Source organism: Leeuwenhoekiella sp. W20_SRS_FM14 (assembly GCF_052119605.1).
Taxonomy (GTDB): Bacteria; Bacteroidota; Bacteroidia; order Flavobacteriales; family Flavobacteriaceae; genus Leeuwenhoekiella.
Genome location: NZ_JBGQOK010000002.1, coordinates 421,533 through 441,368 on the forward strand (window position 1 = coordinate 421,533; position 19,836 = coordinate 441,368).

The window sequence follows — 19,836 nt, forward strand, 5'->3', positions numbered from 1 at the left end:
ATACGTCTTTTAAAACAAAAAATCCCCTGGTTCTATTTAACCAAGGGATTTTTCTCTTATTTATTAATAAAATTATCGGTCTATAGCGCCTAAGACTTTTTGAGCAAAGCCATTAGCTGCATCACGTTCAGACATTCCGTTTGCGATCATTTGATGCATTTCTACAGCACCACATAAATTTGTGATGAGTTCACCAATAACATCCATCTCTTCATCAGAAACAGAACGATGTTCTGTAAAAGATTCCAGAACTTCTATAGTGTGTTCTAACGCCTGAGCGCTGTTGTTTTTTTGTAAGTGCTTAATTACTGGTAATTTCATCTACAAGTTCTTTTAGGATTTCAAACTTATTAGTTTGCACCTGATTTTTAAAACTTCCGTTTTTAAAGGTGGCAAATGTAGGCAGGTTGTCTACAGTTGCTAGTTTACGGCTTTCCGGATACTTCTCTGCATCAACCAGTAAAAAAGCGGTATTTTCATGTTCTGAAGCCAGTTTTTTAAATTTTGGCTTCATCAATCTGCAGTTACCACACCAGCCGGCCATGTATTGTACCACAACAGTATCGTTTGTACTTACCAATTCTGCTAAATTATCTTGATCAAGTTCTTGAACCATATTATTTTTTTTAGTTCCACAATGTGAAATTTAATTTACTGAAGCCTCAACATGAATTAAGACATCAAGACCTTAATCTTAAATTAAAGTCTTGATTGTTTAATCTTAGTTAGAAGATAAGTAAGATGCTACACCATCACGATTTGCGCTCATGGCATCTTTACCTTCTTCCCAGTTTGCAGGGCAAACTTCACCTTTCTCCTGTACGTGCGTATATGCATCAATCAAACGTTGAAATTCATTAACGTTACGACCTAATGGCATATGGTTAATACCTTCATGAAATACCGTTCCTTCTTCGTCGATTAAGTATGTAGCTCTGTAGGTCACATTATCACCGTCAACTAAAACATTACCATGTTCCTCATCGTAACGCTCGTTAGTAATATCTAATATGCCTAGGCGGTTAGCAAGATTACGGTTTGTATCTGCAAGAATAGGGTAAGTCACACCTTCTATACCACCGTTATCTTTTGCTGTGTTTAACCACGCAAAGTGAACTTCTGGAGTATCGCAAGAAGCACCTATTACCATAGTATTTCTTTTTTCAAAATCTGCTAATGCAGCTTGAAATGCATGTAATTCTGTAGGACATACAAATGTGAAATCTTTAGGATACCAAAAAAGTAAAACCTTCTTGTTATTTTTTTGAGCTTCTTCAAGAATATTTAATTTGAACGTGTCACCCATTTCGTTCATTGCATCTACGCTGATGCTTGGGAATTTTTTTCCTACTAATGTCATTCTAGTTGTTTTTAATTTGGCTGCAAAAGTAACCCCAATTAAAGGATAAGTTTATGGGTGAAAATGAAAACTAACTATGCTACTATAGGCGTTTTCTATTGAAGTCATAAGAGTAGGTTATTATTGAGATTGCAACAAAAATAGGCGCTACATTTTATCAAACTGATAAAAATGCGGCGTGCTTATTAGGTCTTTCGTAAAGCACTAAAATGCAATTATTTTTTAATCAATAATTGATAACAAAATGTGTAAAGATGAGCTTCAAGTTCAACAAATAGTTTCTATTCTACTGAAGCCTGGTATTTGGTTATTTACTAAACTCAATTATTTAGCTTTTCCTGCCTGAGCGAGTGTTCTAATTTTTATACGGAAAGCTGCAAATATTAAAGTCATAAAGGGGCTTAACCAATTGAATATCGCATATACAAAATAGTCTGAAACTGATACACCAAGAACACCACTTTGATAAGCACCACAGGTGTTATAAGGCACGAGTACAGAGGTTACTGTACCACTGTCTTCTAGTGTTCTACTTAAATTTTCTGGAGCTAGACCCTTATCGCGATAGGCTTTTGCATACATTTTACCGGGAACAACTATTGCTAAATATTGATCACTAGCTGTTGCGTTTAAACCTATGCAGGTTGCTACAGTGCTGGCAAATAGACCAAAAGTGCTGTCAAATAAATTAAGCATAAACTTGCTTATTCTTGATAACGCTCCTATGGCATCCATAATACCACCAAAGGTCATTGCGCAAATGATTAGCCAGATGGTTCCCAGCATTCCTGCCATTCCGCTTGCGGCAAAAAGATCATTAAGATTTTCATTTGTAGTCTCAATAGCGGTATCTACCGTAATGGCATTCATAACACCCATATAGCCGCTCTTAAAAGTTAGCGTATCGCTACCTCCTAAAGTAGCCACAATTTCCGGCTGAACAATTAAGGCTGCAATACCTCCTAAAAGCGTACCTATTAATAAAGCTATAAGTGGAGAAGTCTTTTTGATGATCATAAAAATTACAAGCGCAGGAACTACAAACAACCACGGACTTATTGTGAAAGCATCATCTATAGAGGCAAGTATAGTCGAAGTATCTGCATCACCCGTAGTGTCTATATTAAAACCAATAATTATAAAAACCAGTAAGGTAATAGTAATTGTAGGAACAGTTGTGTAGAGCATATATTGAATATGTGTAAACAGATCTGTACCTGCCATCGCCGGTGCGAGATTTGTAGTATCACTTAAGGGTGATAATTTATCACCAAAATAGGCGCCAGAAAGAATAGCACCTGCGGTCATTCCTAAAGAGATGCCTAATGCATTTGCAATACCTATAAGCGCAATACCTACGGTCGCTGAGGTCGTCCAGCTGCTTCCGGTCGCAACAGAAATTATCGCGCAAATAACCACACAGGCAGCAAGAAATATAGAGGGATTTAATATTTGTAGGCCATAATAAATCATAGTGGGGATTATCCCACTTATAAGCCAGGTTCCTGCAAGTGCACCTACCATAAGGAGAATGATTATGGCTCCTGCGGTAGATTTTATATTTTGTGCAACTTCATCCATCATGGTTTCAAAAGAAGTTTTATTAAAAAAACCTACAATAGCAGCTACCCCAGCACCTAAAAGCAGGATAAATTGGTTAGACCCACTTAATGCATCATCACCAAAAACATATACGTTATAGGCTAACATTATAACCAATGCTACGATAGGGATCATAGCTTCCCATATATTGAGTTCGCGATTGTCTACGATTTCTTGATTTTTAGGATCTAGTTCCTGATTTTCCATGATATATTATAAAATGTTTACAATTATAATCATTCTTAGTTTAAAATGGGATATGGGTATAGGATAGCAAAGGTATTCTGTAACATTAGGAAAGAACTATTATCTACAGTCTTAACGGTTATATCGAACAAGCTGATACTAACGCTCATACATACCGATTTAATATGTGGAGTACAAATCCTCCGAATTTTAACTGGGGAAGAGCTACAATAACAAAACAGGTTTTTATTAAATAACAATTATGTTAATTTTGTTTATAAGCTACTTGCATTCATATCAAGTTACTTTCAAATAAATGCAAACAGATTAGAAAAACTTTTTTTAAAGAGTAAGTATAAAAACCTAATTTTTTCAATAACTAAAAACCTCAGATTCTCTGAGGTTTTTTTATGGCATTATAGGAGTAAATAGTAAGTAAATTTCTGTAAATCTACATATTACTAATTTTTTTATAAACCTTCATTATAATTTATACGTATATAAAGATAATTGCAGGTGTTGTTTCAGAAATACGTATAAATTATGTTTATTTGTACAAGTTAAAATGACTATCACCTATAAAATGAAGGTCTTATATCCGTAAAATAACTATAACTAACTCAATTTTTTGTATATGAGAAAAATAATACTCTCTACATTTTTTGTTATGAATTTTTTGCCTGTATTTGCTCAGGTAGGAATAGGTACCACTACACCAGATCAATCTTCTATTTTAGATCTTAGTGCCTCAAACAAAGGCTTTTTAGCACCCCGAATTAATTTAACATCGGTTACTAATGCCAGCATAGATGGTATTAATTTAAATGCTAACGGATTAATGATTTATAATACTAATGCTTCCCTGACAGGTGGTAATGGTGTGGGTTATTATTTTTGGAATGGTGGCACCTGGACGGCAATGAAAGCGGCTCCTGCAGGAACTAATTGGTCTCTAGCAGGTAATACGGTTACTGCAACAGATTTTTTAGGAAGTATAAATTCTCAACCCTTAATTTTTAAAGTCAATTCAATGTTGTCCGGAAAAATTGATCCTTCGGGAAGTTTAAATTTAGGACTTAGTTCTAGTGCGACAGTTGCAAATGCTACAGCAATAGGTTCAAATGCAGCGGCAACTGCCGATAACGCTTTAGCTTTAGGTTTTACATCACGTGCAAACCAATCAGGTGCTATTGCTATTGGGCCAAATACTATTTCCACGCAAACTAATAGTTTAGCTATAGGTACCAATGCCAGATCTGCTGCAGAGAATTCAATAGCAATGGGAACTGATGCTAATGCAACAGCACAAAATTCTATAGTCATAGGGAGTGCTACCCGAGCGGGAAGCTTTGGCGTAAGTATTGGTAATGATGCTGGTAAAATTGCTACTGGACCAAGATCTGTAGCTATTGGTAATAACGCTTCTACAGGAACACGATCTGTATCTGTGGGTCAAAGTGCAACAACCACAGGTAACGATGCAGTTGCTATAGGTAACAACTCCAGAGCAATTGCTGATAATGCTACTGCAATAGGAGCTAATGCATTTGCCAATCAAGCAAATACAGTTATTTTGGGAAGTAATGCAGATGTAGGTATAGGCACAAGTACACCTACAGCAAAATTACAGGTTAATGGTACTTTGCGATTTGTAGATGCGACGCCTGGCGATGATAATGGTAAAGTTCTTACTTCAGATGCGAATGGTAATGCTAGTTGGCAATCAATTTCGGGTATACCTCAAATTGTTGCTGCAGGTTTAGTTATACCTACAGGCGGTTCTTCAGCAGCATTTACCACTCCAAAATTATTTGGAGCGACTTTGGCACGTACATCTAAGGGTAATTATCAAGTTACTTTTGATCCTGCAAGAACCTCAGCAAACTACATTGTTAATTTAGCCAATGTAGACTGTAATGGTAACTGTGATGGCAGTAATTACGATGATCCTGCGATTGCGTACCGCAATAGAACAGCAACAGGTTTTTTAATTGTAGTAGGAGATAATGACAATGGTACGACTAATCGCAGCGACAGAGATCTTGAATTTTCGTTTTCGGTAATTGACTTTTAATTATTTTAATGTATTAAAACTATCGTTTTATTGATTTATGATAATTAATGTTTAATTCTTTAATTGTCTAACGTATTTCTACATCGTACCTTTAAGCCCTCTTAAAAAGAAAGCAAAATTATGAGTACATACGACGTTGCGGTCATTGGTTCCGGTCCCGGAGGTTATGTGGCTGCTATTCGCTGCGCCCAACTGGGTCTTAAAACAGCTATTATAGAGAAATATTCAACTTTAGGCGGTACTTGCCTTAATGTAGGTTGTATTCCATCTAAAGCCTTATTAGATTCTTCACATCATTACGAGGATGCCATTAAGCATTTTGAAGAGCATGGTATTGAAATACCAGGTGAGGTAAAAATTAATCTGGAGAAAATGATGTCCCGTAAAGCTTCTGTTGTTGAGCAAACAACTAAAGGGATTGAATTTTTAATGAGTAAAAATAATATCGACACCTATCAGGGTGTAGGTAGCTTTAAAGATAAAACACACCTTCACATTGCAGTTGCAGATGGGGATGATGTGGTTATTGAAGCAAAAAATATAATCATTGCAACAGGTAGTAAACCCTCTAGCCTGCCGTTTATCAATATTGATAAAGAACGCATAATCACTTCTACCGAAGCTTTAAAACTTACCGAAATACCCAAACACATGATCGTGATAGGTGGTGGAGTTATTGGTTTAGAACTTGGTCAGGTTTACAACCGTTTAGGTTCTGAAGTAAGCGTTGTGGAATATATGGATCGTATCATCCCAACGATGGATTCTGCGCAAAGTAAAGAATTGACAAAGGTGATGAAGAAGCAGGGGATTAAATTCTTTGTTTCTCATAAAGTAAATGGTGTAACCCGTAATGGCGATGAGGTTGTAGTTACAGCAACAGATAAAAAAGATAACGAGGTTGAGTTTAAAGGAGACTACGTTTTAGTTTCTGTAGGGCGTAAAGCGTATACAGATGGTCTTAATCTAGATGCTGCTGGTCTAAAAACAGATGAGCGCGGTCGTGTTTCTGTAAATGATCATTTACAAACCGAAGTTGCGAATATTTACGCAATAGGTGATGTAGTCAAAGGAGCTATGCTTGCGCACAAGGCTGAAGAAGAAGGTGTTTTTGTTGCGGAAACTATTGCAGGTCAAAAACCCCATATTGATTACAATCTAATCCCCGGTGTTGTATATACCTGGCCAGAAGTTGCATCTGTAGGTAAAACCGAAGAGCAACTTAAAGATGCAGGTATTGAATACAAATCAGGACAGTTTCCTATGCGTGCTTTAGGACGCTCTAGAGCATCAGGAGATACAGATGGTTTTGTAAAAATATTGGCAGATAAAACTACAGATGAGGTTCTAGGGGTTCATATGGTAGGTGCTCGTGTTGCAGATTTAATTGCAGAGGGTGTTACCGCGATGGAATTTAGAGCCAGTGCAGAAGATATTGCACGTATGTCGCACGCACACCCTACCTACGCAGAAGCGGTTAAGGAAGCGGCTCTCGCAGCTACTGAAGATCGTGCACTTCACGTATAATTTTTCAGTTTAAAATAGTAAAAGCCTTCTCTATTAACGAGAAGGCTTTTTTTTTGTGCTTACAATTTAATTTTAGCATACTCTTCACAGCATAAATGCTGCTTTAGCTCAGCTTATAATTAATTTTAGCGCTATAAATTAAATATTATGAAAGCAATAGTTATAACAAAAGCAGGCGGCCCCGAAGTTCTTAAGCTTCAGGAATTACCAGATATAAAAATCAAAAGCGGTGAAATACGTATTGCAATAAAGGCTGCAGGTATTAATCGCAGCGATATACTCACACGTGAAAACCCAGATGCGTATGGTTCTGACGCAGCAGCGGCAAGCATACCCGGTCTTGAAGTTGCTGGCGAAATCCTTGAGATAGGAGAAGATGTTACAACATTTAAAAAAGGTGATCATGTATGTGCCCTTGTTGCCGGTGGTGGCTATGCTACAGAAATTTGCGTAGATGAGGGACTGTGTTTACCTATTCCGGAAGGATTGAATTTTGTAGAAGCGGCCTCGTTACCCGAAGTAGTTTTTACCGTATGGTTTAATATTTTTCAGCAAGCTGAATTACAAAAAGGGGAAGGTTTACTTATTCACGGCGGTACCAGCGGTATAGGTATAATGGGCTTGCAAATGGCAAAAGCATTAGGGATGAAAACCTTTACTACTGTAGGTTCTCAAACCAAGTTAGATTATATAGAAAAACACGATTTAGCTAAAGTTATTAATTATAAGGAAACCGATTTTGAAACTGCTTTTGCAGATGATAAAATTCATGTGATTTTAGATATGGTAGGTGGCGATTATACCCAGAAGAATTTAAACATCTTAGCTAAAAATGGAAGACTTCAATATATTAATGGGATGAAAAGTTTAACTCCTCAAATTAATCTATGGACATTGATGTCTAAACAGTTGAGACTTTCGGGTAGCTTACTCAAGCCACAAAGTATTGCAGTTAAATCTCAAATAGCTACTGAGCTCAAGGAGATCATTTGGCCTTTATTTTTACAAAATAAAATAAAAGCTGTTGTTTATAAAACCTTTAAACTTGAGGAGGCCGGCAAAGCACACGAGTTAATGGAAAGCAGCGAGCACATTGGTAAAATAGTTTTAGAAGTTGCTTAAACTAAGCGCGATTAATTATTATGACAAAGTTTAAAACGAAAACCCGTACACATTATGCTCTTGATGTATCTCAAACTAACGTATCTAAAAAAGATGTACTAAAATTAGCATCATTAGACTGGTTAATCAAAGAGGCGGGGGAAACCGGTTTAATTTTTTCAGAAAGTACACTTAACTATTATTTAGATGAGGAATATAGGCATTCAAAAAAAATACTCACAGCGCATAATGATAGTCTATTGACAAAATCTACAGGAGAGCGTAAAAAATTGCTTTTAAATTATCAGTTAAAGCAAAACCCAGATTTTTTAATTCTTGACAATCCGTTTGATGCTCTCGATGTCGATACAGTAATCTGGTTTAAAGAAAAGCTTGAGCAGCTTTCAGAATCGACTACTTTAATTCAGCTTTATAAGCGCAGTGAAGATGTATTACCATTTATAACTACAAGCATTGTACTTAAAGAAGGTAAATTTATAAAGGTGGCTTTCCAAAAGGAGGATTCTAAAAAAGTAGAATTAATGCAAGTTGGTGATTTTCCGAAGGCTCTTCACGATTTTAGTGATATTCCACAGTCTCTAATTCGTTTTGAGAAGGTTTCCGTAGATTTTGATGAGAAACCGGTATTAAAGGATATTACCTGGGAAATTAAGAAAGGAGAATCCTGGCATTTAAAAGGTCCTAACGGTGCTGGCAAGACCACTTTATTATCTATGATTACCGGAGATAGTACAAAGGGTTATGGTAAAGACCTGTATATATTTGATAAAAAAAAGGGAACCGGAGAGAGTGTTTGGGAAATCAAGCAAAAAATAGGTTTTTTTACAACTCATATGACCGAGCGTTTTGAGGGTATGCACACCGTAATAGAGATGATACTTTCTGGGTTTTATGATAGTGTAGGTCTTTATAAAAAAACTACAACGCTTGAAATTAAGATTGCCCAAGACTGGTTATCTTTTATGAATATTAAATTTTTAAAGGATAAACGTTTCAGAGACCTTGATGAGGCGCATAAGCGAATGGTTTTAATTGCCCGGGCAATGATCAAGCATCCGCCTTTATTAATATTAGATGAACCTACGGGCGCATTGAATTCCATTGGCGCTGCACTAGTGGTTCAACTTCTAAACAAAATAATCACTTCTGGTAAAACAGCGGTGATATTTGTTTCTCATAGAACAGAAGCGCAGCTAAATTTATCAAATACGTTTGAATTAATCAAAACAGCCTCAGGTTCTCAGGGATTTATTAGTTAAATATATTCATAAGTCATAAAATATCTATTTAAATAATTTATAGGAATTAACTTTTTATTAGATTAAAAAGTCATTAATTTACAGATATTGTCGTTAAAGAGCTTATATTTAAGTTTAAATGTCATACATTTGATTTACCCGTGAGTTTCTAACCCTTTGTTTTAAACTCAAAACCAACTTAATATCTAATATTTTAGACAATGTCTAAAGCATCAACTCTAAATCAAGATTTCCATCGCGTCATTTGTGAAAATCCAGAATTACTTTCCTGGCTCACAAATGAGATGAATCTTGGGTATTATTATTCAAATCTTACAAAGTCTAAAGAATTTTTAGTTGCGCAATCTATCTGGACCCAATTAGATTATAAGGAGCCCGCTTCAGAAGATTTGGCTGATTTGTGGTGGCAATGTGTGGGTAATGAAGGTCGCCATAAAATAGAAAATTTTTCAAATCTTATTATAGCAGGTAAAAAGCTACCAGAGGAAAAATGTTTGTCTGCTCTTCTTACCCGTGAAGGAGAATTACTTAACTGTGAGGTTAAGCATTTTATTCATAAAGATGCTATGGGTAATTCACATCTTATCTTAAAGTTTATAGGTAAGAAAGAAAGCCAAATTTCAAATACAGAATTTTCGCGTAAAATTAAAAGACTTAGAAAATTTAATGAGATTTATGAAGAGACAAATGAATTAGCTACTGTAGGCGGCTGGGATGTAGATCTTGTGAAGAACACTATAACCTGGACAAAAGTTACTAAAGAAATTCATGGATTTACAGAAGAATATGAGCCAAACCTTGAAACAGCAATTAATTTTTTTAAAGAAGGTTGGAGTAGAGATCTACTAATAAAATTATTTACAGAATGTACCGAAAAGGGTACTCCCTATGATGCTGAACTTATTATAGTACTTAAAGACGGCACAGAAAAGTGGGTGCGCAGTATGGGTAAAGCAGAAATGTGGGAAGGTAAATGCATTCGCGTTTACGGTGCATTTCAGGATATTAACGACCGCAAAATTCAGGAATTAGAAAAAAACGAAGCTGAGCTCAAATTCAAAAATGTTTTTGAAAATTCATCACTGGGCATCATCCTGGTTAATGGTGAAAGCCGACTTGAAATGGTTAACCCTGTTGCTCGTAAGATTTTTGGTTTAGAGCATGTATCTAATGATGATATTTTAAAATATACTTTTAAAGACGTTATTAAACCAGATTATCTTGATTTAGCTGTTCAACATAGAAAGAACTTGCTTAGTGGAGAGGTTGATAAATACAATATAGAAGTTGAGTGTTATCATTTTAAAGGTCATTCAATATGGTGTAATCTAAATTGCTCGCTCGTTAAAAATGGAAGCGATAATTTAATAATTACTCAGGTAGAAGATATTACTCATAAAAAAAGATTAGAACGTAAATCTTTAGAAAATGCAACGCGATTTAAGCGTGTTTTTGAATTCTCTCCTAATGGTATGGCGTTAGTAGATTTACGTGGTCGCTGGCGCAATGTAAATAATAATCTCGCCGCTATGCTAGGTTATACTAAAGACGAAATAGTAAAGTATCGTATTGAAGAAATTACGCATCCCGACGATAGAGATAACGATATACACGAATTTTCAAAAATCATTAAACATCAGATTGATTCGTATCAAATAAAGAAAAGATACATTCATAAAAATGGGCATATCGTACATTGTTATTTAACGGTTTCAGGTCTTAAAAATGAGCGTGGAGAAGTTTCTTCACTCATAGGTCATGTTGTTGATATGACCGATGAAATAAATGCCAAAACAGCACTTGAAAAAAGCTTGCTTGATCTTAGAGCCTTATTAGATTCTACAACACAGGTAATTATTATAGAAACAGATTTAAATCACGTAATACGTAAATTTAATAAGGGAGCAGAAAATTTATTAGGATATAAAGCTGAAGAAGTTGTAGATAAAATGACACCCAGTGTATTTCACCTCAAAGAAGAAATGCTTGATTATGCTATACAACTTGAAGAATTATATGGAGAGCCTGTTGCCACTCATAAAGTTTTTACGCATAAATTAGGTAAAAATGATCTTGAAGCTAGTGACTGGACCTATGTTAGAAAAGATGGTTCTGAGCTTCAGGTGCATCTTGTGGTTACTGCGATAAAGAATGAGCAGGGCGAGATTAAAGGATATCTAGGTGTAGCTTCAGATATCTCTGATTTAAAAGCTATGGAAGCTTCGCTACTCAAAGCAAAAACGAGGGCTGAAAATGCAAATAGATCTAAGTCTGAATTTTTGGCAAATATGAGTCACGAAATACGCACACCACTTAATGGCGTAATTGGCTTTACAGATATATTGATGCAGACTGATTTGAATGAGAATCAGCGTAAGTATATGGAAACCGTTTATACTTCAGCCGTATCCTTATTAGATCTTATAAATGATATACTTGATTTTTCAAAAATTGAAGCCGGTAAGTTAGAAATTAATGAAGAACATGTAAACCTTAGTGATTTATGTGGCAGGTCTGTAGAAATGATTAAACAACTGGCACACGAGAAGAATATTGAGATACTTTTAAATATTCCGGGTAATCTTAATCACTACGTTATGGCAGACGGGCTGCGTCTGCGTCAGGTACTCATCAACTTGTTAAGCAACTCTGTAAAATTTACCCATAAAGGTGAAATAGAACTTAAAATAGAACAACAGGGTATAGACGAAGAAAGTCAAAAAAAGACTTATAAATTTTCAATACGTGATACCGGTATTGGTATTGCACCTCAAAATCTTCAGAAAATATTTAGAGCTTTTGATCAGGAAGATGCTTCCACCACAAGAAAATATGGAGGTACGGGATTGGGTCTTACTATAAGCAATCGCTTATTGGAGTTAATGGGCAGTAAACTTGAAGTGACCAGTGAATTGGGTTTCGGGACAACCTTTTACTTTACGATTAATTTTGCAAATGAGCCTTATCTTACTAATGACATCTCTAATGATATTTCTTTAAAACGGGTTCTTATTATAGACGATAACCAAAATAACAGGGTTATTTTAAAAGAGATGTTAAGTACCAGAAATATTGAGACAACTCTTGTAGAAAATGGTATTGATGCATTAGAAATTTTAGAGGGAGATATTGATTATGATCTTGCAATTATAGACTATCATATGCCGTATATAAACGGTATAGATTTGGTTTGTCATATGCGCAACGAACTCAAAATTCCAAAAGAAAAATTACCTGTATTATTATTGCACAGTAGTGGAGATGATCAACAAATAAATAGTAGAAGTGAAGAGTTAGGCATTATTAATAAAATGGTTAAACCGGTTCAGCGGCATCAGCTGTTTGAATTTATAGATGATCTTGAAAATCCTGTAGCACTTATACCTACTACGTTTGAAACTGTAGAATCTATTGATTTAACAACACTTACTCCCACAATTCTAATTGCTGAAGATAATCCTGTAAATAAATTCTTAACCCGTACTATAATTCGTAAACTACTACCATTAGCTAAACTTATAGAAGTAGATGATGGTTTACAGGCTGTTGAGGCTTTTAAGAATTTGACTCCTATAGATTTTATATTAATGGATATACAAATGCCTATACTAAGTGGTTTTGAAGCTACAGAAGAAATTAGACTTTTAGAAAATAATAGTAGAAGAGTACCCATTATCGCACTTACCGCCAGAGCTATAAAAGGAGAGCGGGAGCGTTGTCTGCAGAACGGGATGGATGATTATGTTTCTAAACCTGTAGTCCTCGATGATTTAAAAAAGTGTGTTGAACAATTTCTTGTAGAAAAAGATAAATCTGGAGATTGTAAGTCTTTTGCTTAATACCCCTAAATACTAAACCTGAATGGCTGTGCGTACTCGTAAAAAACATATCATTTTTATAGATTCAAATTTAAAGTCTCAAACTACTTTTAGTTCGGTTATTCGTTCTTCTGAAGCTCTGGTTACAAATTTTACAACAGCAATGGGAGCTATTCAATTTATAAAACAAAATGAGTTGCCAGACCTTATCATTATAGAAGAACATATAAAGCCTTTAGGAGCTTTGCAGACTCTAAAATATTTAAATGACCAACTCAATTATTGTGGTAGCGCTTTAATCATTTCAGATTCTAAGGAAAAAATATATACAGATATACACGTTTATGGCGTATTGAGTAAAGAGTTTTCGGAAGAAGATATTTTAAAAGTTAGAAGTCTTCTTAACGATATGAATGGGAATAAATTAGATACAGAGCCTGCATTCTCTTTAAATTATCTCAAAAATCTATCAGATAACGATCAGGAATTTATTTTTGAAAGTTTGAAAATTTTTAAAGATTCTGTAACTGTACGTCTTAAGGAGATGGAAACTTGTTTACAAAACACAGATTATAACTGTATCAAAGAAATAGGGCATAACATCAAACCTTCTTTTGAAATGCTAGAAAGCGCTAAAGGAAGTCAAATTTGTGATAAACTCGCTCATTTTGCCACACCTGAAGAAATACCAGGCTTCGTTGCAGCATTAAAAATAGAAACCCATAAAATTGTATCTGGTATAGAACGTGAGTTTCCTGCTTTGTTTGCAAAATAATTTCTGGAATTTAAAAACTTATTGACAGAAGTTAAAATTCCTTTATATTGATTGAATCGTTTAGAGGTTAAGTGTTCGGCTTTAGTATTAAATGAACTATTAATTAACTAAATAATAGTTTAAATTAGCCGTTACTATCTACAACCTTCAAAAACGATTTAATATAATGAGTCAGCGCATTCTTATTGTTGAAGACAATCCTATGTTAGCGGCTGCCTTAAATTATAAACTTTTAAAAGAGGGATATTTAGTAGATGTATGCAGAGACGGTACTTCAGCAATCATTAAAATAGGTCAGGAGAATTATGACTTAATTTTAATAGATTTAGTTTTACCATTTACTTCAGGACTTAAGGTTATTAAGTGGGCAAAAACTGAATATCCTGTTCTTCCCATTATTGTCTTATCTTCTGTTTATGAAGAGCATATTATTACGCGTACTTTCTTAATGGGAATTGCAGATTTTATTTCAAAACCCTTTGATCCTGTTGCGCTGTCTGCAAGCATTAAGAAGCACATTACTCCTTCTAATTAGACGTTACTAGTGTTAAATGGGTGAGGTTCTTTTAAGAAAACCTTACGAGCCTAAACCTGTAATTGGTCTAATTTCCTGTTTAACTTTGCACTTTATTTAAATATCAATATGATGAATAAAGTAATTAGATTAAAAAATAGACCAGAGGGAACTCCTCAAACATCAGATTTTGAATTTGTAACTGAAGATACTCCGTCACCTAAACAAAATGAGATTTTACTTGCAGCTCGCTATGTGTCTGTAGATCCTTATTTGCGCGGGCGTATGATGGATCAAAAGTCATATATAGAACCGTTTAAATTAAATGAACCTATAGTTTCGGGGATAATTGCAGAAGTTATAGAGTCTAAAAATGAAAACTTTAAAAAGGGAGATTTTGTAAATGGAATGCTGGCCTGGAAAGAAATTCAAACTTCTACCGGAGAAGGTTTGAGTAAAGTTGATCCTGATAAAGCACCGTTATCTACCTATTTAGGTGTTTTAGGATTAACGGGCTTAACAGCTTATTTTGGTCTTATGAAGTTGGGAATGCCTAAAGAAGGTGATACGTTAGTGGTATCTGGTGCTGCAGGCGCTGTGGGTACCATTGTAGGACAGATAGGTAAAATTAACGGATGCAAGGTTATAGGCATCGCCGGTAGTGATGAGAAAGTAGAAATGCTTAAATCTAAGTTTGGGTATGATGTAGCGATTAACTACAATACGACTTCAGATATGAATGCGGCTATTGCAGAAGCTGCACCTAATGGCGTAAATGTATTTTTTGATAATGTAGGAGGTCCTATTTTTGACGCAGTTATGGCAAATATTGCTCGTAATGCTCATGTGGTTTTATGTGGTGCAATTGCAGATTATAATAAAACCGAAACTCCTACAGGACCACGTGTTAACACTGCTATAATCAAAAATAGTGTTACTATGAGTGGTTTTACTTTAGGCGATTTCAGATCAGATTTTCCCGAAGGTGTTCAAAAACTTGCAGGATGGTTATCTTCAGGAAAATTAGAATATGAAGAAACTATTGTTGAAGGTTTTGATAATATTCCACAGGCATTTTTAGATCTTTTTGATGGAAAGAATAAAGGTAAAATGGTTGTAAAAATTTAAAGACTATTTTTTAGATTTTATATATAGAAGAAGCCTGTAAATTGAATGTTACAGGCTTTTTATTTGCAATTTGAATTTGTGTATCTTTGCAGTATTATGAAACAAGTTTTTAACCAAATAATGGCTGTTCTAATGGCATTTGTAGTATTGTGTACTACCATGTCATTTACTGTGAATATGCATTATTGCGGCGATACGCTTGTAGATTACTCACTTACAAATCATACCAAATCCTGTGGTATGGAGGTAAAGCAGGTTAAAAAGATACCCAGTGCTTGTGATACTATGGTTAATGCAAAATCTTGTTGTTCAGATAAAACCATAAGTGCTAAAGCTCAGGATGATTTAAAACCCGTTTTTCATTCTTTAGATTTAAAACAGCAGTTATTAGCGGTTACCTTTTTATACAGTTATGTTTCTATATTCAGTTTAGAAACTTTAGATACCACTTCTTACACGGCATATTCGCCGCCCACTTTGATACGAGATATACAGACCCTCGATCAGGTTTTTATCATTTGATAGTTTATTGAGAAGAATGTGTTGCGGCATGTTCTATTTAATTTTTCGCAGTTGCGGAAGAATTTAGTGTGTTTCAGATAGTTCTTGAAGTGCAGTATTCTCATCTCAATACTAATTTCTTATGCTCAATAAAAGCATCAAATTTTTTATAGAAAACAAGCTTGTTGCGTTTTTGATTCTTGCAGTCTTTATAGGTTGGGGAGTTTCGACGGCACCTTTTAATTGGGATAGAGGCTTTATACCCTCAAATCCTGTGGCAGTTGATGCCATTCCAGATATTGGCGAGAACCAACAAATTGTCTTCACAAAGTGGCAGGGTCGTTCTCCGCAGGATATCGAAGATCAGATAAGTTATCCGCTAACTTCTGCATTATTGGGTATTCCGGGAGTAAAAACGATTCGTAGTTCGTCTATGTTTGGTTTTTCAAGTATCTATATCATTTTTGAAGAAGACATAGAATTCTACTGGAGTCGCAGTCGCATTCTTGAAAAATTAAATTCGTTACCGGCTACACTTTTACCAGATGGGGTTAATCCCACACTGGGCCCAGATGCAACAGGCCTTGGTCAAATATACTTGTACACACTAGAAGGGCGTGATCCTGATGGTAATGTTACCGGCGGTTGGGATTTACAGGAATTACGAAGTATACAGGATTATTATGTAAAATATGGTCTTGCTGCCGCGGGTGGAGTTTCTGAAGTAGCATCTATAGGCGGTTTTGTACAAGAATATCAAATAGACGTAAACCCTGAACTACTAAGGCAATATGGCTTAGATCTTGAAACATTAGTGAACGCTGTAAAAGAGAGTAACCAGGAGATAGGTGCACAAACTTTAGAAATTAATAAAGCAGAATATCTGGTACGGGGCTTAGGTTATGTAAAATCTATTACAGATATCGAGAATGCCGTTGTTTCTTCAAAAGATTACACCGCTATACGCGTAAAAGATATCGCAAATGTTAGTCTTGGGCCTGCACCCAGACGTGGTATTCTAGATAAAGAAGGAGCTGAGGTTGTAGGTGGTGTTGTGGTGGCGCGCTATGGAGCTAACCCTATGGAAGTTATTACCAATGTAAAAGAGAAAATAAGCGAAATAAGTAGTGGTTTACCTGGTAAAGTCTTAGCAGATGGCACTAAATCACAGCTCACGATTGTTCCTTTTTATGACCGTACGGTACTTATTAATGAAACCTTAAATACGCTTGATGAAGCGTTAACGATGGAAATTCTCATCACCATTCTGGTTATAATTGTGATGCTTTTTAATTTAAGAGCTTCGGTACTTATTTCAGGTTTGTTACCCGTGGCGGTGTTGATGGTATTTATAGCGATGAAACTTTTTAACGTAGATGCTAACATAGTAGCGTTATCCGGAATCGCAATAGCCATAGGTACGATGGTAGATGTGGGTGTAATACTCACCGAAAATATGATTCGGCATCTCGATGCGTCTAATGTTGATGGGGGTGAGAAGCTTCCGCTTAATACCATTGTTTATAATGCAACTGCAGAAGTTTCGGGAGCGATTGTAACTGCCGTGCTCACAACGATTATTAGTTTTATCCCGGTGTTTACCATGATAGGTGCAGAAGGAAAATTATTCCGGCCATTGGCATTTACTAAAACTGCAGCATTAACAGCGTCGCTGGTCATTGCCTTATTTCTAATTCCTCCTTTTGCAGCTTTAATTTTCCGTAGAAAGACAATTACAAAAACTGCTGCTGTGGCGACACAGGTGATACTCATCCTTCTAGGTGTTGTTGCAGTAGGTTATGGCTATTGGCTGGGTTTAATTTTAATCGCTTTTGGGACACTGGCATTACTGCGTAGGTATAAAAAAGTACCACTAAATGGTTTACCGCAAGCGGAAGCGATACTGGCAATCGTCGCCATTATATTTTTATTAGCAACCTATTGGCGCCCTTTAGGTTTTAACCGAAGTATTCTAATCAATCTATTTTTTGTATCACTTATTTGTACGCTGTTCTTTGGTGCATTTTGGTTGCTCAAACACTTTTACGAGCGTATTTTGAAATGGGCTTTAGCAAACAGGCTGTTATTTTTAATGATTCCGGCTACGGTATTAATTTGTGGAGGTTTTATTCTTTCTAATACCGGTAAAGAATTTATGCCTTCTTTAAATGAAGGAACCTTTTTATTAATGCCTACCTCTTTGCCGCACGCCGGTGTTGAAGAAAATAAGCGGGTACTGCAACAATTAGACATGGCGGTTGCAAGTATTCCTGAAATTGAAACAGTTGTAGGAAAGGCAGGACGCACCGAGTCTGCATTAGATCCCGCACCCTTGTCTATGTACGAAAATATCATTCAGTACAAACCCGAATATATGCTGAATATTGAAGGGAAAAAGCAACGCTACCGCGTGGATGAAAACGGCTATTTTATGCTGAAGAATGGCGGAATCACCAATAATCCTAACTTAAATTTAGCTTCTGAAGATGATGTCAACTTGAACGCAGTCAAGCATTTTTTTCCGGTTTCTTCAGAAAAATTAATTGCTGATGATTCTGGGGAATATTATCGAAACTGGAGACCCGAAATACATTCACCGGACGATATCTGGAATGAGATAGCACGTGTTTCAAAACTCCCAGGAATTACCGCTGCGCCAAAACTTCAACCTATAGAAACACGGCTTGTTATGCTGCAAACCGGTATGCGGGCGCCTATGGGAATTAAAGTGAAAGGCGGGAGTTTAAGAGAGATTGAAGCGTTTGGTCTAGAGCTTGAAACTATTTTAAAACAAACCGAAGGTGTAAAAAGTGAGGCAGTTTTTGCAGATCGTATTGTAGGTAAACCGTATTTACTCATTGACATTAAGCGTGAGCAGCTGGCGCGATATGGGATTTCTATACAAGATGTGCAGCAAGTGCTTGAAGTTGCAGTAGGCGGTATGCCTATTACGCAAACGGTAGAAGGTAGAGAACGCTATATGGTGCGTGTGCGCTACCCTAGAGAATTACGTGAAAACCCAGATGATCTTAAGAAGATTTATGTCCCGGTAAACAATGGGGCTCCCGTGCCGCTGGACGAACTTGTTGAAATAAGGTATGAACAGGGACCGCAGGTAATTAAGAGTGAAGATACATTTCTGGTTGGCTATGTGCTGTTTGACAAACTAGATGGTTTTGCCGAAGTTAATGTTGTGGAGAATGCACAGGCACGCGTACAATCAAAAATAGATTCGGGTGAGTTAGTGGTTCCTCAGGGTATTAGTTACAAGTTTACCGGTACTTATGAAAACCAGTTACGCGCAGAGAAAACACTTTCTGTTGTTATTCCTATAGCGTTACTTGTTATTTTTCTCATTCTTTATTTTCAGTTTAAATCGGTAACCACCTCCTTGATGGTTTTTACAGGAATCGCAGTTGCTTTCGCCGGAGGCTTTATTATGCTTTGGTTATATGGTCAGAATTGGTTTTTGAATTTTGGATTTTTTGGAGAAAATCTTAGGGATTTATTCAATATAAAAACGGTGAATTTAAGTGTTGCGGTATGGGTTGGCTTTATTGCGTTATTTGGTATTGCTACAGATGATGGTGTGGTGATGGCGACTTATTTAACCCAGACTTTTAACAAGGAGACTCCAGAAGATCTAAGAGGTATTCGCAATGCTACACTAGAAGCAGCCACTAAACGTATACGACCTTGTTTAATGACTACGGTAACCACTATACTCGCTTTGTTACCCGTGCTTACTTCAACAGGGCGCGGTAGCGATATTATGATCCCTATGGCGATACCTGTTTTTGGTGGGATGATTATAGATGTGACTTCCTATTTCATTGTACCGGTATTGTACAGTTGGAAAAAGGAACGAGAACTTAGGAAATTAAGGGTCAATAGTTGAGAGCATGAAGATTAGTCAGTTTAAGGAAGTAAATCTCAACCTATTGAAGCCTGTTACACAGTCGAAGCAAGT

At 36.0% G+C, this 19,836-nt stretch carries 14 protein-coding genes; 10 read left to right on the plus strand and 4 right to left on the minus strand.

The annotated features are described in order from the left end of the window. Positions 1-72: 72 nt before the first annotated feature. The 4 genes from ACEN25_RS05370 to nhaC all read right to left on the minus strand — a co-directional run bounded on the left by ACEN25_RS05370 (position 73) and on the right by nhaC (position 3,169). On the minus strand, positions 73-321 hold the full coding sequence (locus tag ACEN25_RS05370) for a DUF6952 family protein (RefSeq protein ID WP_441802009.1): 249 nt from the start codon (positions 319-321) through the stop codon (positions 73-75). Further along, entirely contained in the window at positions 302-616 is a 315-nt protein-coding gene (locus ACEN25_RS05375; RefSeq protein WP_028374785.1) for a thioredoxin family protein, read from the minus strand. The genes ACEN25_RS05370 and ACEN25_RS05375 overlap by 20 nt, the downstream gene beginning before the upstream one ends. 105 nt (positions 617-721) lie before the next feature. Further along, entirely contained in the window at positions 722-1,360 is a 639-nt protein-coding gene (locus ACEN25_RS05380; protein WP_028374786.1) for a peroxiredoxin, read from the minus strand. A gap of 324 nt (positions 1,361-1,684) precedes the next feature. Beyond that, positions 1,685-3,169 carry a Na+/H+ antiporter NhaC gene (gene nhaC, locus ACEN25_RS05385; protein WP_028374787.1) on the minus strand — a complete coding sequence of 495 codons (1,485 nt, stop codon included), beginning with the start codon at positions 3,167-3,169 and terminating at the stop codon, positions 1,685-1,687. 613 nt (positions 3,170-3,782) lie between these two features. On the opposite strand from nhaC, the gene ACEN25_RS05390 reads away from it, so the two are divergent. The 10 genes from ACEN25_RS05390 to ACEN25_RS05435 all read left to right on the plus strand — a co-directional run bounded on the left by ACEN25_RS05390 (position 3,783) and on the right by ACEN25_RS05435 (position 19,764). Beyond that, positions 3,783-5,222 (plus strand): hypothetical protein, encoded by a 1,440-nt coding sequence (locus ACEN25_RS05390; RefSeq protein ID WP_441802010.1) that lies wholly within the window; start codon positions 3,783-3,785, stop codon positions 5,220-5,222. Positions 5,223-5,342: 120 nt separating this feature from the next. Continuing rightward, entirely contained in the window at positions 5,343-6,749 is a 1,407-nt protein-coding gene (lpdA, locus tag ACEN25_RS05395; protein ID WP_441802011.1) for a dihydrolipoyl dehydrogenase, read from the plus strand. Positions 6,750-6,896: 147 nt separating this feature from the next. Next, on the plus strand, positions 6,897-7,871 hold the full coding sequence (locus ACEN25_RS05400) for an NAD(P)H-quinone oxidoreductase (RefSeq protein ID WP_441802012.1): 975 nt from the start codon (positions 6,897-6,899) through the stop codon (positions 7,869-7,871). 20 nt (positions 7,872-7,891) lie between these two features. Further along, positions 7,892-9,130 carry an ATP-binding cassette domain-containing protein gene (locus ACEN25_RS05405; protein WP_441802013.1) on the plus strand — a complete coding sequence of 413 codons (1,239 nt, stop codon included), beginning with the start codon at positions 7,892-7,894 and terminating at the stop codon, positions 9,128-9,130. 200 nt (positions 9,131-9,330) lie between these two features. Then, positions 9,331-12,969, plus strand: a complete 3,639-nt coding sequence (locus ACEN25_RS05410) for a PAS domain S-box protein (RefSeq protein ID WP_441802014.1) — start codon at positions 9,331-9,333, stop codon at positions 12,967-12,969. Between the two features lie 28 nt (positions 12,970-12,997). Continuing rightward, a complete protein-coding gene (locus ACEN25_RS05415; protein WP_441802015.1) occupies positions 12,998-13,723 on the plus strand; it encodes an Hpt domain-containing protein in 726 nt (241 codons plus the stop codon). Positions 13,724-13,889: 166 nt separating this feature from the next. After that, entirely contained in the window at positions 13,890-14,258 is a 369-nt protein-coding gene (locus ACEN25_RS05420; RefSeq protein ID WP_441802016.1) for a response regulator transcription factor, read from the plus strand. Positions 14,259-14,369: 111 nt separating this feature from the next. Then, complete coding sequence (locus tag ACEN25_RS05425) at positions 14,370-15,365, plus strand: NADP-dependent oxidoreductase (RefSeq protein WP_441802149.1); 996 nt, start codon at positions 14,370-14,372, stop codon at positions 15,363-15,365. A gap of 96 nt (positions 15,366-15,461) precedes the next feature. Beyond that, the gene (locus tag ACEN25_RS05430) at positions 15,462-15,887 is read left to right on the plus strand and encodes an HYC_CC_PP family protein (protein WP_441802017.1); all 426 of its coding nucleotides are present in this window, start codon (positions 15,462-15,464) and stop codon (positions 15,885-15,887) included. A 121-nt stretch (positions 15,888-16,008) separates the two neighbouring features. Beyond that, a complete protein-coding gene (locus tag ACEN25_RS05435; RefSeq protein WP_441802018.1) occupies positions 16,009-19,764 on the plus strand; it encodes an efflux RND transporter permease subunit in 3,756 nt (1,251 codons plus the stop codon). Positions 19,765-19,836 lie beyond the last annotated feature (72 nt).

Coding starts and splice junctions, on each gene's coding strand:
- ACEN25_RS05370 (WP_441802009.1), bottom strand. CDS start 321: ATGAAATTACCAGTAATTAAGCACTTACAAAAAAACAACAGCGCTCAG.
- ACEN25_RS05375 (WP_028374785.1), bottom strand. CDS start 616: ATGGTTCAAGAACTTGATCAAGATAATTTAGCAGAATTGGTAAGTACA.
- ACEN25_RS05380 (WP_028374786.1), bottom strand. CDS start 1,360: ATGACATTAGTAGGAAAAAAATTCCCAAGCATCAGCGTAGATGCAATG.
- nhaC (WP_028374787.1), bottom strand. CDS start 3,169: ATGGAAAATCAGGAACTAGATCCTAAAAATCAAGAAATCGTAGACAAT.
- ACEN25_RS05390 (WP_441802010.1), top strand. CDS start 3,783: ATGAGAAAAATAATACTCTCTACATTTTTTGTTATGAATTTTTTGCCT.
- lpdA (WP_441802011.1), top strand. CDS start 5,343: ATGAGTACATACGACGTTGCGGTCATTGGTTCCGGTCCCGGAGGTTAT.
- ACEN25_RS05400 (WP_441802012.1), top strand. CDS start 6,897: ATGAAAGCAATAGTTATAACAAAAGCAGGCGGCCCCGAAGTTCTTAAG.
- ACEN25_RS05405 (WP_441802013.1), top strand. CDS start 7,892: ATGACAAAGTTTAAAACGAAAACCCGTACACATTATGCTCTTGATGTA.
- ACEN25_RS05410 (WP_441802014.1), top strand. CDS start 9,331: ATGTCTAAAGCATCAACTCTAAATCAAGATTTCCATCGCGTCATTTGT.
- ACEN25_RS05420 (WP_441802016.1), top strand. CDS start 13,890: ATGAGTCAGCGCATTCTTATTGTTGAAGACAATCCTATGTTAGCGGCT.
- ACEN25_RS05425 (WP_441802149.1), top strand. CDS start 14,370: ATGAATAAAGTAATTAGATTAAAAAATAGACCAGAGGGAACTCCTCAA.
- ACEN25_RS05430 (WP_441802017.1), top strand. CDS start 15,462: ATGAAACAAGTTTTTAACCAAATAATGGCTGTTCTAATGGCATTTGTA.
- ACEN25_RS05435 (WP_441802018.1), top strand. CDS start 16,009: ATGCTCAATAAAAGCATCAAATTTTTTATAGAAAACAAGCTTGTTGCG.